The sequence below is a fragment of the Streptomyces odonnellii genome (assembly GCF_000981895.1).
In the GTDB taxonomy this organism is placed as follows: domain Bacteria; phylum Actinomycetota; class Actinomycetes; order Streptomycetales; family Streptomycetaceae; genus Streptomyces; species Streptomyces odonnellii.
The window spans coordinates 1-15,889 of record NZ_LATD01000038.1; the positions used below are offsets into that span (position 1 = coordinate 1).

The window sequence follows — 15,889 nt, forward strand, 5'->3', positions numbered from 1 at the left end:
GACCTGACCCGCCCGCCCGACAAGCCCGCCCGGCGAGCCGGCCCAGCCCGGAAAGACCGCCCTGCTCAAGGAGCCCGTACGGATCTCCGCCGGCTCAGCGGCCTATCTCCTTGCGATTGATCCTGCGCAGCCTGCGGCGCTGCGACGGGTCCAGCATCAGATACGCAGCCGTGGGCACTCCGAGCACCACCAGCAGCGAGAACCAGAATCCGATCACGGGCCACAGAAGAAGGCCTATGGCCACTCCCCCGATGGTGATCTTCGCCTTTGTCGACATTCGACGCCTCCTTCGCGGCAGAGCCGCTCTGCTCGGTGAACGCGCACCGGCGTCCGCCAGTTCCACTATGCGCCCGCGCGCAGCGGTTCGCCGACGTCGCGCATATGTCCGAGGGCCTGTCGGTACGACTCGATCAGCCCGGTCTCGGTGTACGGGACGCCCAACGCCCGGCAGTGCGCGCGTACCAGTGGCTGGGCGAGCCGCAGATGCGGGCGCGGCATGCTCGGGAAGAGGTGGTGCTCGATCTGGTAGTTCAGCCCGCCCAGGAACCAGTCGGTGAGCGCACCGCCGCGCACATTGCGCGAGGTGAGCACCTGCCGCCGCAGATGGCCCCAGTCCGCGCAGCTCTCGGAGTCGGGCATCTCCATCCCCTTGTGGTTGGGCGCGAAGGCCATCCCGAGGTGGAGCCCGAGCAGCATCTGGTTGATCACCGCGAAGACGACCGCTTGGGCCAGGGTCATGGTGGTCAGCAGCAGCGTGAGATACGCGGCGACATGAGCCGCGAGCAGCAGGCCCTCCACCACGCGGCGCCTGGGCGCCATCGAGCCGTCGCCGCCGGAGAAGACGGCCCGGAAGCCGTATGCCTTGAGCGCGACGCCCTCCAGCGTGGTCAGCGGGAAGAACAGCCATGCCTGGTGCCGGGTGAGCCAGCGGCGTATCCCCGAGCGCCCCACGGCCTGGTGCTGGGTGAAGACGAGGATGTCCGCGGCGACATCCGGGTCCTTGTCTATGTGGTTGGGATTGGCGTGGTGCCGGTTGTGCTTGTCGTTCCACCACTCCTGGCTCATTCCGAGCAGCAGATTGGCGTGGACGAGCTGCACCAGACGGCCCCGGCGCCGGTCGGCGGTGATCTGGGCGTGCCCGGCGTCATGGCCGATGAACGCCATGCGCGCGGATACGACAGCCAGCGGCGGCGCGAGGAGCAGCGTCCACCAGGACGGTCCGAGGAGTGCCATTCCGGCGATGATCGCGCCCAGGAAGAGGAAGTTGACGGTGATGCCCCGGGCGTACCAGGCGACCCGGCGCTCCAGGAGACCCTGTTCCCTGACCGTCCGCAGCAGGGGCGCGAAGTCGCTGCCGCCCGCGCGGCCCGGCGCGGCATCGGGTAGGGGCTCCGCCACGGTGGCGGTGACGGTGTGGGGCATGTGGGTCTCCGGTCTGTCGGCCGACGTCCAGCGGGGAAAGGTCGCGCAACGCGCTGACCTCTTGAAACGTACGGGGAGGGGACGTCGGCGACCATGCGGCCACCACCCGGAAGGGATGGCGGCCACCACCCGGGAGGGGTGGGGGTTACCCCGGGGCCGACGGTGGTGCTGGCTACACCCGGCCGGTCTTGGCGTGAGCCGGGTCACGGTGGTGCCGCTCCCGCGTGGCGTCACGGTGGGGTACCCTCGGCGGCCCCGACCCGCAGTAGTCAAACTTGAGGAATGCGTCTTCGCTGTGCACAGGCTCCCCGCGGCAACGCTCTCCCGGATCTCCGAACTCGCCCGCTGCTCCACGGTCTTTCTCCCCGCGGACCCGGCCCGTACCGGGCGGACAGCCCACTGGCACCCCGACGGCGCGGAGCCACCGTCCGCACCGGGCTCCGTGGAGGAGTTGGCCGTCGTCGACACCAATGGCCGCCCCCTCACCGTCAGAGCACTGCTGATGCCCGTGTCCGCCTCGCTGCCGCTGCTCACCAGGGCCCGTAGGCACGCGGACGCCTCGCCGTCGACGGCCTTCTGGGGCGCGGCCGCGCTGCTCGCGCTGCACCTCGCGGCGCGTGGACGGCTGCTGCCGGGGCTCACCGGTACGGATCATGACGCCTGGCGGGCCGGGCCGCTGACCTCGGAGGATCTGGAACGGATCCGTGCACTGGCCGCCGCGATGCCGCCGTCCGCGCACGCTGTCCCGCTCCCCGCGGAACGGCCGGGGCCATTGATGCTGCCCGCGCCGGAGGGATTGTTGCGGGATTTCCTGGACGCGGTCATCGACACGCTGCCCCGGACGCCCGCCGCCGAACTCGCTGCCGCGGGTCCCGCGTTCGCCGCCTGGCCCTCGCGCCGCTTTCCCGAACTGCGAGGCTGGGCCGCCGATGTGGCCGCCGGTCATGACGCGGGCGTACGGCTGTCGCTGCGCGTCGAGCTGCCGGGCCTCGCGGACGCCGTGCCGCCGGACCCCGAACTCCCGGACGGCGCAGGGGACTTCGCGGGGGATTTCGCGCTGCCCGCCTTCCGTGCCGTACTCCAGATGCACAGCGCCGCGGATCCCACGGTCGTCGCCGACGCCGCCACCGTATGGTCGGGTGCGGCTACGGGTACGGCGGGCAAGGGCGCCGGCACAGGTTCCGCCGGCACCGGTAGGGTCTTCGGCCCGCGTGCCCGGATGGACGCGCTGCTCGCCCTGCGCCGCGCCGCCCGCGCCTGGCCGCCACTCGCCCCGCTGCTCTCGGCCGCCGTACCGGACGCCATCGAACTCGCGGACGAGGACATCACCGAGCTGCTGGGCGAGGCGTCCACAGCGCTGGCCACGACCGGCGTCCAGGTGCACTGGCCCAGGGAGCTGGCCCGTACCCTGACGGCCCGCGCCGTCATAGGACCTTCCGAGACCGACACCCACGCTGACACCGACGCCCGTGCCGAGAACGACACCAACGCCGACGCCCGCGCCGGCACCCAGGGCAAGGGCGAGCACCGGACCGGTGCCGACCTGCCCGCCTTCCTCTCGGCCGACGCCCTTCTCGCCTTCAACTGGCGCTTCGCACTGGGCGATCAGCGGCTCACCCCCGCCGAGCTGGACCGGCTCGCCGAAGCCAACCGTCCCGTGGTCCGGCTGCGCGGTCAGTGGGTCCTCATCGACCCTGCCGAGGCCCGGCGCGCCCGGGACAGCCGCGACCGCAAGATCACTCCGCTCGACGCGCTCGGCGCCGTACTGACCGGTTCCACCGAGGTCGAAGGACGCCGGGTCGAGGTCGAGGCATCCGGCTGGCTCGCCCGGCTGCGCGACCGGCTCGCCGATCCCGAGCGGACCGACGGGGCGGAGCAGGAGATCGACGCGCCCGCCGGGCTCGACGCGACACTGCGCGACTACCAGCTCCGCGGCCTCAACTGGCTGCACCGGATGACCTCGCTCGGTCTCGGCGGCTGCCTCGCCGACGACATGGGCCTCGGCAAGACCATCACCCTCATCGCGCTCCATCTCCACCGGCAGACCGACGCCTCGGCCGCGGGTCCGACCCTGGTGGTCTGCCCCGCGTCGCTCATGGGCAACTGGCAGCGCGAGATCGAACGGTTCGCGCCCGGCACGCCCGTACGCCGCTTCCATGGCGCGACCCGCGATCTGGAGGCCCTGGCGGACGGCGAGTTCGTCCTCACCACCTACGGCACGATGCGGCTCGACGCGGCCGGACTCGGCGGCACCGACTGGGGCATGGTCGTCGCGGACGAGGCACAGCACATCAAGAATCCGTACTCCGCGACCGCCAAGGCGCTGCGGACGATCGGCGCCCGGGCCAGGGTCGCGCTCTCCGGCACTCCGGTGGAGAACAATCTCTCCGAACTGTGGGCGATCCTCGACTGGACGACCCCCGGGCTCCTCGGCCGCCTCGGCACCTTCCGTACCCAGTACGCGCGTTCCGTCGAGAGCGGTGACGACCCGGCGGCGGCCGCGCGGCTCGCCGCGCTGGTCCGCCCGTTCCTGCTGCGCCGGCGCAAGTCCGATCCGGGCATCGCGCCGGAGCTGCCGCCCAAGACGGAGACCGACCGGGCCGTCTCCCTCACCGCGGAGCAGGCCGGCCTGTACGAGGCGCTGGTACGGGAGACCCTCGCGGCGATCGGCGCGGCGGACGGGATGGAGCGCCGCGGGCTGATCGTCAAGCTGCTGACCGGTCTCAAGCAGATCTGCAACCATCCGGCGCAGTTCCTCAAGGAGGAGCACCCGCGCATCGCCAACCGCTCCGGCAAGCTGGAGCTGCTGGACGAACTCCTCGGCACGATCCTCGCGGAGGGCGCGAGTGTGCTGGTCTTCACGCAGTACGTGCGGATGGCGCGGCTCCTGGAACAGCATCTCGCGGCGCGCGGAGTGCCGACGCAGTTTCTGCACGGAGGTACGCCGGTCGCCGAGCGCGAGGCGATGGTGGACCGGTTCCAGAACGGTGAAGTGCCGGTCTTCCTGCTGTCGTTGAAGGCGGCGGGCACCGGGCTCAATCTCACCCGGGCCGAGCATGTCGTCCACTTCGACCGCTGGTGGAACCCCGCTGTCGAAGCGCAGGCGACGGACCGCGCGTACCGCATCGGGCAGCACCGGCCCGTACAGGTGCACCGGATGATCGTCGAAGGCACGGTCGAGGACCGGATCGCCGGGATGCTCGCCCGTAAGAAGGAGCTGGCCGACGCGGTGCTGGGCTCCGGCGAGGCCGCACTGACCGAACTGACCGACGCCGAGCTGGCGGACCTGGTGGAGCTGCGAGGGGGCGCGCGATGAGCGGTACGGACGACAGGGGCGGCCGGGGCAGCGGGGACGGTCGGGGCAGCGAGAACGGCGGGAATGGCCGGGACGGCGGCGGCAGCCGGGACGGCATCGAGCGGACCTTCGCCGCGCCCGCACTTGTGCGGGGCCGCGGTTTCGCACACACCTGGTGGGGCCGGGCCTGGCTGAAGGCGCTGGAGGAGACCGCGCTCGACGGCGAGCCGCTGACGAAGGGGCGCAGGCAGGCCCGCGCGGGCGCCGTCGGCGCCGTGTCCGTACGACCGGGCCGGATCACCGCGGTCGTCCAGGACCGGGACGGCAGCGCCTACCGCAGCGATGTGCTGTGGCAGCCGCTGAGTGAGGAGGATTGGGACCGCTTCCTGGACATGGCGGTGGACCGTGCGGGCCATATCGCGGCGCTGCTGGACCGGGAGATGCCGCCCCACCTGGTCGAGGACGCAGCGGCGGCCGGAGTCGAACTGCTCCCCGGAATCGGCGACTTGGAGCCCGAGTGCGGCTGTGAGGCATGGGACCACTGCGCGCATTCGGCGGCACTCTGCTACCAGATGGCGCGGCTGCTGGACCAGGATCCGTTCGTCCTGCTGCTGATGCGGGGCAGGGGCGAGCGCCGGCTGCTCGACGAACTCCAGGTGCGCAGTGTGGCGCGGGCGTCCCGGGCCGCCGGTACGGACGAGGAGGCGGAGGACGCCGAGGCACCGGCTCCCGAGGCTCCAGGGGTGCCCGCTGCGACGGCCTTCGCGGTACGGGACAGCCTGCCGCCGCTGCCCGCTCCCCCGCCGCTGCCCGGGGAGCCGGGGCAGGCCCCGGCCTTCGACACCAACAGCAACACCGACAGCGACACGGATCCGGCGGGCGGGGCGGATGCGGACGCGCTGGAGTTCCTGGCGGCCGACGCGGCGGCGTGGGCGCTGCGGATGCTGTCCGAGGCGCTGGCACCGGGGCATGAACATCAGCCACTGGAACCCGAGTTGACGGTACGCCAGGATGCCGTCCGGCTCGCGGCAGCCACCTCCGACACCCGGCTCCTCGCCCGCCTCGCCTCCGGCACCGGCCGGGAGCGCGCCGAGCTTGACCGCGCCGTACGGGCCTGGCGGTACGGCGGCGCGGCGGGCCTCGCCGTACTGGAGGAGGAGTGGACCCCGGAACCCGCGGCCCTCGCACGGGCGGAAGCCGTTCTCCACTCGGCCTGGGAGGACGACGACCGCCCCCGCCTGCTGCCCCTGGGCGGTGCGCGCTGGTCCCTCCTCGGCACATCGGCCCAACTGCGCTACGCCCCAGACGGCCGCTGGTGGCCCTACCGCGAGACCCCTGACGGCCACTGGACCCCGGCGGGCCCACCGGACCAGGACCCGGCGGCAGCCCTGGCGGAGGTGCCGACCCAGGGATGAGGCTGATGTCGGCCGAAGAATGACGGCTGAGGGATGACGGCTGACGGCTGACGGCTGAGGAGTGACGGCGGCGGGACTGCTCGTGCGCCAGCCGGGTCTGGCCGACGGAGGCTCTTGTCGGGCGGTCCAGGTGCCGTGACGATGAGCGGATCCGGCCGGGCGCGTGCCCCGCCCGCTCCGCTCACGGTGCGGACCCGCCCCGTGCTCATTACTGTCGGTACCGGAGAACTACGGTACGTGTCCGAGCCGGGCCGGACCGCGTCGTGTGCTGTCCGGAACCGGAGGAGCCGTCATGCCTGAGCTGTCGCTCGGACAGCAGAGCAGGGACCACAGGGACAACCAAGACAGCAGGGACACCAGGGACGCCAGGGACGCCAGGGACAACGAGGAGGCGGTCAAGTCCTCTGCCATCACACCCGAGTTGACCCGTACTCTCAGTCTCTTCCTCCTCTTCCCCCTCGGTGTCGCCTTCGCCGGGTCCGGCCACTGGTGGTCCTGGCCGCTGGTGTTTCTCGGCCAGCTCATGGTGGCGCTGTGCTTCTGCGAGCTGGCCGCCCGCCATCCCGCCGCCGGTTCGGTCCACCACTGGTCCACGGTGCTCGGCGGGGCGCGCACCGGCCGGCTCGGCGGCTGGGCCGCTCTCGCGGCAGCCGTGTTCGCCCTCACCGCGGCGGCTCTCGCGTACCAGATCGCGTTGCCGCCGATCTCGGACTTCTTCCAGTTCGTCGGGAACGGTACGGGGCGTAACGACGCGGCGGAGAACGCCGTACTGCTGGGCTCGGTCCTGATCCTCTTCACCACGCTCGTCCATGCCTTCGGGACGGGGCTGATGTCCCGGATCAGTTCCGCCGGAGTGGTGGTCGAACTGGTCGCCGCCCTCACCCTGGTCGGGCTGCTGGCCGCATACCTCACCCATGGACCAGGTGCGACCACCCGGACGGAAGGGTTCGATGTCGGCCAGTCGCTCGGGCACGCGGGTGCGCTGCTGACGGCCGCGCTCGCCGCCGCGTATCTGCTGTACGGATCCGGTACGGCGTCCGCGTCGGACGAGGAGCCCCACGGCTCGGGCTCGGGCCCCGCCCACAGCACACTGAGCGCGATTCTACGACCGCTCGTGGCCGTCTTCCTGGCCGGCGGGCTCGTCCTCCTTTACGCGCTGCTGTCCGTGCCCGAACTGCGTTCCATGAGGCTGTCCGAGGGCGGCCTCCGCTTTGTCGTGCTCTCCCCCCTGGGTCCGGACATCGGCGAGATCGTGCTGTGGTGCGTGATCATCGCGGTCACCCTCTGCGCGCTGGCGGTGCACGCGGCCGCGATCCGGCTGACGGTCGCGCTGGCCCGCGACACCGCCCTTCCGGCGTCCGCGCGTCTCGCCCGGATCAGTCCGCGCTCCGGGACTCCCGTGACCGCGGCGGCCGTCACCGGTCTGCTCGCCATCGTGATCCTCGCGGTCAATGCCCAGCAGCCGCGGATCTTCCCGGTGCTGAGCAGTATCGCCGTCATCGTGATCCAGCTCGCCTGTCTGCTGGTCACGGTCCCGCTGCTGGTCCGGCGGCTGCGCGGCACCTGGCGGCCGGCCGAGGGGCGGCCCCTGAGCAGTCTGACCGAGGAACGGTCCCCGGGCGAGCAGACCGAGACGCGTTCCCGGGGCGATGAGGCCTTCTCGCTCGGCCGGTTCGGACTGCCCGTCAATCTGCTGGCGGTGCTGTGGGGGCTCGGCATGACGGTCAACCTCGCCTGGCCGCGCTCCGAGGTGTACGACGCGGTGCCGCCGTTCCACTGGTATCTGCGCTGGGGCGGGGTCCTGTTCGTCGCGGTCGTCGTCACCGGCGCCTGTACGTATTACTGGCTCGTCCGGCGCGAGCACGCCAACGCGCCCACGGCTGCCACACCGACCACAGGCGCCGCACCGGCCACAGACGGCGCAGCGGCCCCCGCCGGCGCACCCGCCGTACCGCACCCCACGTCCGAACTGCCGCGACCGCAGCAACCCGTTCGCACCGTACCCGTTCCCACTGTCGAATCCGCGGCGTCCGACGACGGGCGGCGCGACAACAACCGGAAGGCCACAGACATGACCTGTTACGCAGCGCCGGGCAGCGAGGGCGCGATCGTCTCGTACGCGTCGCGCTACGACCACTGGATCGGCGGGGAGTACGTCCCGCCGGCGCGCGGCCAGTACTTCGAGAATCCCAGTCCGGTCAACGGCCGCGCCTTCACCGAGATGGCCCGCGGCACGGCCGACGACGTCGAGCGCGCGCTGGACGCGGCGCACGGCGCGGCGCCGGGCTGGGCGCGGACCCCGGTGTCGGAGCGCGCCAATGTGCTCAACCGGATCGCGCACCGGATGGAGGAGCATCTGGAGGAGCTGGCGGTCGCGGAGAGCTGGGAGAACGGCAAGCCGGTACGGGAGACCCTCGCCGCCGACATCCCGCTGGCCATCGACCACTTCAGGTATTTCGCGGGTGCGCTGCGTGCCCAGGAGGGCTCGCTCAGCCAGCTCGACGAGGACACCGTCGCATACCACTTCCACGAGCCGCTGGGGGTGGTGGCGCAGATCATCCCGTGGAACTTCCCGATCCTGATGGCGACCTGGAAGCTGGCGCCCGCCTTGGCTGCGGGGAACACCGTCGTACTGAAGCCGGCCGAACAGACCCCGGCGTCGGTCCACTTGTGGATGGGTCTGATCGCGGATCTGCTGCCGCCGGGTGTCGTCAACATCGTGAACGGTTTCGGCACCGAGGCGGGCAAGCCGCTGGCGTCGAGCCCGCGTGTGGCCAAGATCGCGTTCACCGGCGAGACCGCGACGGGGCGGCTCATCATGCAGTACGCCTCGGAGAATCTGAAGCCGGTCACCCTGGAACTGGGCGGGAAGAGCCCGAACCTCTTCTTCGACGACGTCTGGGCCGCGGACGACGACTTCCGCGACAAGGCGCTCGAAGGCTTCACCATGTTCGCGCTGAACCAGGGCGAGGTGTGCACCTGTCCGTCACGGGCGCTGATCCAGGACGGGCACTACAGCGAGTTCCTGGAGGCGGGCGTGGCCCGCACCGAGGCGATCGTGGCGGGCAACCCGCTGGACACGGAGACGATGATCGGCGCCCAGGTCTCCAACGGCCAACTGGAGAAGATCCTTTCCTATCTGGACATCGGGCAGCAGGAGGGCGCGAAGACCCTGACGGGCGGTGAGCGGATCGAGTACGACGGCGAACTGGCCGGCGGTTACTACGTCCAGCCCACCATCTTCCAGGGCAACAACCGGATGCGGATCTTCCAGGAGGAGATCTTCGGCCCGGTCCTCGCGGTGACCTCGTTCAGCGACTTCGACGACGCGGTCAAGACGGCGAACGACACCGCGTACGGCCTCGGCGCGGGCGTCTGGACCCGCGACATGAACACCGCGTACCGCGCGGGCCGCGCGATCCAGGCGGGCCGCGTCTGGACGAACTGCTACCACACCTACCCGGCCCACGCGGCCTTCGGAGGCTACAAGCAGTCGGGCATCGGCCGCGAGACGCACCGGATGATGCTGGACCACTACCAGCAGACGAAGAACCTCCTCGTGTCGTACTCGCCGAAGAAACTGGGCTTCTTCTAGACGCCAAAAAAGGGCGCCTGACCAGGCATTTCAGCTGACAGGCGCCCTTCCCGGCCTGCATCTAAGCCACGGGGTGAAGTGCAGAGTAACTCCTGATATGTCCCACTGCTATCCCACCCCTGACCAGCTGCTCCGGGGAATTTCCGGGCCAAGGCTCGGTTCATGCGTCCTCTGCACTGCCGTCCTGCCCCACCCACCTTCGCATCGACTCCTCGATCAGGCTGTTGGCATGGTTCCGTGCCTCGGCCAGAAACTTGGCGTAGTAGCGGAAGAGAACCTGGATGCTTTGTCCGGCACGGCGCACACTCTGCCGGGTCGACACCGGAGGCTAGCCAGAATGAGATTCCTGCGTGGCGCAGGTCGTAGGGGCGTTTCGCAAGCTCAAGGGCGTGTTCATCGAGAGTCAGTGCGGCCTCACGCGCACGTCCCCATGTGATGCCGTATGCGGAAGGATCGACGTAGTTTCCCGCTGCATTGCGGAACAGACGTCCATCGGGCGCGACACCGAAACCCTCTATGTGCTCGCGCAGCATGCGCACCAGCACAGGCGGGATGGGCACGGGCCTCGTCGCCTTGGCCGCCCGTCGCTTCAGTGAGTGGACCTCGTGAACGGCACCGTCATTCGTCCACCCCTTCCCCGCCGTGACCACCCCGCCCTTCAGGTTGAGGAGCCCCCATCCGGTCGCTGGCAGTCGGCACTGAGACTTCTGCAAGTGAATAACCTCAGCAGGACGCATCGCGGCGTAGTACATACACCCGAAAAAGGCGTACAGGTGTGGGCCTCGACCGGGCAGCGCCCTGACCGCAGCAAGCAGGCGGCCCACCTGCGCCGGATTGGGCACGCAGTCCGGATCGACTTCGTCGGCAACTTCCGGCGCAGACCACCGCAAGCCGCTCAGCGGGTTCTGGGTGAAGTACCCACGTTCCACTGCGACCCCGAACACCTCGTTGACGGCAGCTTTCTTGCGCTTCACCGTCTTCGCTGCAGCGGCTGCCCCATCAACCTTGCGGCACAGAGCGTCGAGTCCCCGGCGCAGAACATCGGGCTCCGCCAACTCACTCACGGGCAGCGAATGACGCTGCAGCCAATCCAGTGCTGCCTGCCACTCCTCGGGTGGATCCTCCTCCCAGGCTTTTTTGTTGAAAGCCCATGAATACAGTGCCCTCCGCAGTTCATGAGGTGCCCGGGACATGTGCTCTGGCTCGACGAAGGCTGGAGTGATGGTCGCGAGAGCGTCGGCAAGTGTTCGACGTGTGTTTCCCGGCGTACGGTCCCAACGCTGCTCGATGTACTCCTGCGCCAGGACATACCAGGTGGTGCGCTGTTTCAGGGCCCGGAGCTCGGAGGCCGGCAGGCCCGTCCTTGTGTCGAACGGCTCGCCGTCGCGCGCGGCAGTCACGAGTTCGGAACGTCGGCTCTCCGCAAGCCCCTTCGTGAGAAAGGACTCGGATTTCTCCCGCCCATTGACCGTCCATCGAACCTCGAACCCCTTGCGACGGTCTGGCCGCTCGCGTGTGTCCCAAAATCGAACTCTGTAACTCATCGCCATTCAGGCGTATCCCTCTCACACGCTTCCCACCACGCGTCTAGATCGACGCGGCGGCAGCGGAGTTCACCATTCGGAAGTTTGATCATTCGGGGTGCTTGACCGCGAGCGCGCAAGCGGTAGAACGCTGACGCGCTCATTCGGATTTCCGCCAGGACCTCGGCGAGTTTGAGCGCAGGAGGGCGAGCCATTTTTCCCCTGAAGATTTGAACGAGTCACCAGACGCTGGGCGGCGCAACAGAGCTAACTCAGTTGAGCGTTGGCATGGAAGTTCACCGCATCCGCACAGCTCCACCGCCAAGCGCAGCCGCTGCGAACTTCTCAATGGTCGCGACGATCGCCGGTTTGGCTAACCGGCGATCGTGGTCTATGTTGCGTGCCGCATCGCCAGGGTCCGGATGCTCCCGCGCTGGCCTCAGCTAGGAAGCCAACCGGTATGAGCGCAGTGCGGGGGTCGCGCCGTCCGGGACGATTACCAGCAGACCCTCATCAGTGAGTCTGTCAAGATTCGCGCTGCGACATGCTCAGGAGCCCTAATGGCCGGGGCCACGTGCCAAGTTGCAGATCCGGGGTGCGTTGCTCGGTCGCGGCGATGGCTGCGTTGCAGTAGATCCTCGCCGAACAGTCCGGCCGCAAAGACGCAAACTCCCAGCCCAGTGGACACGGTGCCGTAGTCACCGGCCATGCCCGGACCAAGCGCAGTGCGCCGAACGCGAAGAGGACAGGGGAAGGAAAGCGAGCGGAACAAATAGCGGAATCCGACAGACCAAGCTCCCAGCAAGGGACGACGCCAGAAGAAGCCCGGTGTGGGCGGTACTTCTGACCTGGTGTTTCCCGGGACGTTGTACGTTGACATGCTCCCGGCGGAGGTTTCCAGTCCTTTGGAGTTCTTTCTTGTCTGCCGTCGGCGAATGCATGCCGACAGCTGCGTGGAGCCCTTCTGTCACGGGGGCGTTGAGGCGCAAGACATGCCGGCGCCTTCGTCATGAAGCCGCTGCCCGTGTCTCGTCGACAAGAGGACCTTCACCGAGTTGCCGAAAGCGACGCGCCACCCTGGAGGACGGGCTGCCGGCTCACTGATCCAGGCCGGTGGGTGAGTCCCTCCCATCTTGACCGGTAGCCACCGACTGTCGGCGTGCGCTGAACGGCTGGGTAGGGTCGCGGCACCCGAGCTGGAGAGGTAGTTGCATGGCCCACGAGATTGTGATCGCGCAGACGACCAGTGACAACGAGGATCAGGCGAAGGCGCTGGCTCGGGGTGCGGTCGAGAGCAAGCTGGCAGCGGGCGTTCACATCGATGCGCCTATCACCGCCTTCTACTGGTGGAAGGGGAAGGTCGAGACGGCGCAGGAGTGGCGGATCTCGTACATGACTTCAACGGACCGTCTCCCGGCACTGGAGGCGTGGCTGCACGAGAAGCATCCGTATGACGCCCCCCAGTGGGTCACGCTGCCCGTGACCGGAGGATCGGAGGCGTACCTGTCCTGGGTGGTCGAGGAGACTCACCCGCAGTAGGGCACGCCACCCGGCGTCTCACCGTCACCGAGCCTGCTCGCCGGATGGCTCACGACGCGAACGCCAGCAGCTGCCGCGCCGGCGGCAGCGGTACGTCCACGACACCGGCATCCACAGCCACGGCCCCCGGCACCCCCGCGTCCACCGCGACCGGCACAATCCCCGCCATCGGCGGAAACAGCATCGACCCCCTCAGGATCCGCCACATCGACCGCCACCCCCGCAGGCACACCCATCGCCGGAATCACCTCATCCGGCAGCCGCGCCCCGCGTATCTCCGCGAACTCCCACTCACGCCCGGAAGCACACGGGGCGTGACTGGCCGCCGGGCAGACAGACTGCTGTCATGCGAATCGACACCCTGAGCGGCAGCAGATGCTCGCGGTTCCGGTGTCGGGGTTGTTGCGTGTGTTAGATCGCCTATTCGGTCCGGGTCACTGTGGGAGGTTACCCGCGAGGTGCGGCGGCGGGCGTACGGGTCCGACCACGATGCCCCCGACCCCGGATGCTCCTGTCCGAACTACCGATGTTGGTTGCGTCGGTGGTTTCGCGGGTGGGAGTAGGCAACGGCTGTGCCGCCACCCGAGGTCTCCGATCGCTGGACCTCCGGCCAGGCGACAAGCTCTCTCGCTTCTCGCCCAGCCACGCTCTCAGAAGTTCCTCAAACGCGCAGCCTGTTGTCGTCGCCTGCCGCACTGTAGCGAGATGAAGTTCACCGAATGGGTGCCCTTAGCCACGGTGGGGGCCGCTGCGTTGGCCGCGCTGGTTGCCAGCGTTGCTGCTCGCCGCACGGCCTGGACGGCATGGCGGTCCAAGACGGTTACGCCTCCGTTATCGCCTTCTTCGACGCCGCCATGTACTTCCACGGCCTCGGGAAGGACCTGCACACCCGGGAGGACTGCGGATCCGTTGGAGCCCGCCCCGCTACCGGCAGACCCAGCAGACCATCGAACGCGTCGACCAATGGCGGAAATGGGACGAACGGGACGGGCTCTCCCTCCAGGCCATCGCCGACAGAGAATCCGACGCGATCAGCAGAGCAGCAGTCCGGATTGCCCTTCTCAAACAGAACGTCACCTTCCGCGGGCCCGGGCGCCCCCGGGGTCAACCGGCCCACAGGCATAGGCAAGCCGCAGCACTCACACCTCGGTCGGCATTGGGGACGAAGTCCGGGGCCCTGGCTGTCGGCAGATCGCAGCCCGGCGATCTGAGGAAATGACACGTCCGTGAGAGTCGAGCTCAACGACACGACCTGGGACAACGCAGAAATCCGCTGGTCAGAGCTGTGCTCTGTGACACGAGCTGCGGGGTCTTACAGCGTAGGTGTAGGGTCTTGGGGCTGATTTCGTAATCTCACGAGCCGTGTCGTACCGATGTCGTATACGACATCGTCGTGAGACTAGCGCGTGGGTGGGTGTTGCTGCCCTGCGCCGTTCGTGTGGTGTCGCCGATTCGCTTCCGTCACCACAGACGGATGGATCACTGAAACGCGTCGAGTCCAACCGGAGTCGACGAGCGCCACACACCAGCGCACAGAGTCGGCGGGTACGAGATAAACGGAGGTACGCGTGAAGGCAATCGTCGTGACGGATCAGGCCGCGGAAGCAGCCGGGATTACGCTCGCGGAGCGGCCTCAGCCGACGCCGGCGATCAACGACGTCGTCGTTGGAGTTTATGCGTCGGGCTTCGTCCCCGCGGAGTGGGAGTGGCCTTCGACGTGGGTCGATCGCGCCGGTCGCGATCGAGCCCAGGCGATCATCGGTCACGAGTTCGCCGGAGTGGTCGCCTCCCTCGGCTACGGCACGACGGGGCTCTCGCTGGGACAGCGGGTGTTCGGGATCACGGACTGGCACCGCGATGGAACCCTGGCCGAGTACGCGGCGGTGGAGGCACGCAACCTTGCGCCGCTGCCGGGGAACGTCGACTTCACGGTGGGCGCGAGCCTGCCGATCTCCGGTCTGACGGCGTGGCAAGGCCTGTTCCAGCACGGTCGTCTCCAGACGGGGCAGAGTGTCCTCGCACACGGCGCCGCCGGCGCGGTCGGGTCTGTGGTGACGCAGCTCGCCCGAGAGTTCGGCGCCTACGTCATCGGTACCGGGCGGGCGGCGGACCGCCAGGCGGCGCTCGACTTCGGCGCGAACGAGTTCCTCGACCTCGCCACCGAGGATCTCGACGACATCGGCGGGGTCGACGTGGTCTTCGATGTCATCGGCGCTGACATCCAAAGGCGCTCGGCGAGAATCATCCGGCCTGGCGGGACGCTGGTGTCGGTGGTCGGGCCTGTTGCGGCTCGCCCTGTCGACGGCTTGGCAGTCGACTTCGTCGTCGAGTCCGTTCCGAGTCAGCTGGTGGAGATCGTCGACCGGGTGCGGGACGGGCGCCTTCACACGCACATCGGAACCGTCGCGACCCTCGACGACGCCGTCCCCGCGCTCAACCCGACCGAGCGGCGCAAGGGCAAGACCGTCATTCGCGTGCGCCCCTGAGCACCCTGGAATGGGCCAACGGCGGTTGGGCTGGACGACCGCTGACCTGCCCGGTGTCGGACGAGGAAATGCCACGGACTTGAGACTGATCCTGGGAGGGCAGTTCCTGCAGCGGGATCCGGCGGCCGGTGGGCTCGTGCAGGAGCCGGGCATCGATGGTCTCGGTGAGGACGCTGCCCGGGGCAGCAGCGGCTCGAACATCACCTCGTCCAGATTTTCGCCGCCTATCACAGCGATAACGACTACCCAACACAGCCGGGGCAGTTCATGGAGATCACGCACGCACTCGCCGGGCCTGCCTGCCTCCACCTGACCGTCGACGACTCCTTCTTCCCCTACGTCCTCGACAGACTGATCCCGGTTCTCGATCAGCACGGCACCGGGGAACCCGGGCTCCGGCGCCTTCCCGGCAACGACGAAACGCGCGTTGAACTCGCTCACAGTGACGGCCACGGCCGGCTCGTCTTTCACCTCGACGAGGCCGCGCTCAGGAGATGGCGGGACTGGGACGAAGAGACCACTCTCGAATACGAACGGTGCCCCGGCGCCTGCCCACGCGCCGTACTGGCCACAGCCGGCCGCCCCCTCGACCACCCGCTCCACCAGCACCCCCG

Annotated in this window: 9 protein-coding genes and 3 pseudogenes; 7 read left to right on the forward strand and 5 right to left on the reverse strand. The window is 69.1% G+C overall.

Annotated features, from left to right (window positions below):
- Positions 1–94 precede the first annotated feature (94 nt).
- Both WH07_RS05915 and WH07_RS05920 read right to left on the reverse strand, forming a co-directional pair.
- Positions 95–277, reverse strand: coding sequence for a hypothetical protein (locus tag WH07_RS05915; protein ID WP_046496188.1), 183 nt, complete (start codon positions 275–277; stop codon positions 95–97).
- Between the two features lie 65 nt (positions 278–342).
- The gene (locus WH07_RS05920; RefSeq protein WP_046496190.1) at positions 343–1,422 is read right to left on the reverse strand and encodes a fatty acid desaturase family protein; all 1,080 of its coding nucleotides are present in this window, start codon (positions 1,420–1,422) and stop codon (positions 343–345) included.
- A gap of 295 nt (positions 1,423–1,717) precedes the next feature.
- Between WH07_RS05920 and WH07_RS05925 the strand changes: the two genes are divergently transcribed.
- The 4 genes and pseudogenes from WH07_RS05925 (at position 1,718) to exaC (ending at position 9,727) form a co-directional block, all read left to right on the forward strand.
- A complete protein-coding gene (locus tag WH07_RS05925) occupies positions 1,718–4,738 on the forward strand; it encodes a DEAD/DEAH box helicase (RefSeq protein ID WP_046496192.1) in 3,021 nt (1,006 codons plus the stop codon).
- The gene (locus tag WH07_RS05930; protein ID WP_198533731.1) at positions 4,735–6,132 is read left to right on the forward strand and encodes an SWIM zinc finger family protein; all 1,398 of its coding nucleotides are present in this window, start codon (positions 4,735–4,737) and stop codon (positions 6,130–6,132) included. Before WH07_RS05925 ends, WH07_RS05930 begins: the two co-directional genes overlap by 4 nt.
- A gap of 292 nt (positions 6,133–6,424) precedes the next feature.
- A pseudogene (locus WH07_RS40250) lies at positions 6,425–7,873 on the forward strand (APC family permease); the annotation flags it as partial.
- 330 nt (positions 7,874–8,203) lie between these two features.
- Positions 8,204–9,727 (forward strand): acetaldehyde dehydrogenase ExaC, encoded by a 1,524-nt coding sequence (gene exaC, locus WH07_RS40255; protein WP_046496204.1) that lies wholly within the window; start codon positions 8,204–8,206, stop codon positions 9,725–9,727.
- On the opposite strand, the gene WH07_RS40260 is transcribed toward exaC, so the two are convergent.
- Positions 9,724–11,277: a tyrosine-type recombinase/integrase gene (locus tag WH07_RS40260; RefSeq protein WP_332836346.1), complete on the reverse strand. Its 1,554-nt coding sequence runs from the start codon at positions 11,275–11,277 to the stop codon at positions 9,724–9,726. The two genes, exaC and WH07_RS40260, sit on opposite strands and share 4 nt — an antisense overlap.
- Positions 11,268–11,465 carry a helix-turn-helix transcriptional regulator gene (locus tag WH07_RS40875; RefSeq protein WP_079022982.1) on the reverse strand — a complete coding sequence of 66 codons (198 nt, stop codon included), beginning with the start codon at positions 11,463–11,465 and terminating at the stop codon, positions 11,268–11,270. The genes WH07_RS40260 and WH07_RS40875 overlap by 10 nt, the downstream gene beginning before the upstream one ends.
- A gap of 997 nt (positions 11,466–12,462) precedes the next feature.
- On the opposite strand from WH07_RS40875, the gene cutA reads away from it, so the two are divergent.
- Positions 12,463–12,789: a divalent-cation tolerance protein CutA gene (gene cutA / locus WH07_RS05945; RefSeq protein ID WP_046496195.1), complete on the forward strand. Its 327-nt coding sequence runs from the start codon at positions 12,463–12,465 to the stop codon at positions 12,787–12,789.
- Between the two features lie 49 nt (positions 12,790–12,838).
- Here the strand turns inward: cutA and WH07_RS37170 are convergent.
- Positions 12,839–13,094: pseudogene (locus WH07_RS37170) on the reverse strand (hypothetical protein); the annotation flags it as partial.
- A gap of 1,263 nt (positions 13,095–14,357) precedes the next feature.
- Between WH07_RS37170 and WH07_RS05950 the strand changes: the two are divergent.
- Together WH07_RS05950 and WH07_RS05955 are read left to right on the forward strand one after the other, a co-directional pair.
- Positions 14,358–15,275: an NADP-dependent oxidoreductase gene (locus WH07_RS05950; RefSeq protein ID WP_046496197.1), complete on the forward strand. Its 918-nt coding sequence runs from the start codon at positions 14,358–14,360 to the stop codon at positions 15,273–15,275.
- Between the two features lie 267 nt (positions 15,276–15,542).
- Positions 15,543–15,889, forward strand: a pseudogene (locus WH07_RS05955) (hypothetical protein); the annotation flags it as partial.

Excerpts from the sequence above, each read along its gene's own strand:
- WH07_RS40875 (WP_079022982.1), bottom strand. The coding sequence starts at position 11,465 with ATGGCTCGCCCTCCTGCGCTCAAACTCGCCGAGGTCCTGGCGGAAATC.
- WH07_RS05915 (WP_046496188.1), bottom strand. The coding sequence starts at position 277 with ATGTCGACAAAGGCGAAGATCACCATCGGGGGAGTGGCCATAGGCCTT.
- exaC (WP_046496204.1), top strand. The coding sequence starts at position 8,204 with ATGACCTGTTACGCAGCGCCGGGCAGCGAGGGCGCGATCGTCTCGTAC.
- WH07_RS05930 (WP_198533731.1), top strand. The coding sequence starts at position 4,735 with ATGAGCGGTACGGACGACAGGGGCGGCCGGGGCAGCGGGGACGGTCGG.
- WH07_RS05920 (WP_046496190.1), bottom strand. The coding sequence starts at position 1,422 with ATGCCCCACACCGTCACCGCCACCGTGGCGGAGCCCCTACCCGATGCC.
- cutA (WP_046496195.1), top strand. The coding sequence starts at position 12,463 with ATGGCCCACGAGATTGTGATCGCGCAGACGACCAGTGACAACGAGGAT.
- WH07_RS40260 (WP_332836346.1), bottom strand. The coding sequence starts at position 11,277 with ATGGCGATGAGTTACAGAGTTCGATTTTGGGACACACGCGAGCGGCCA.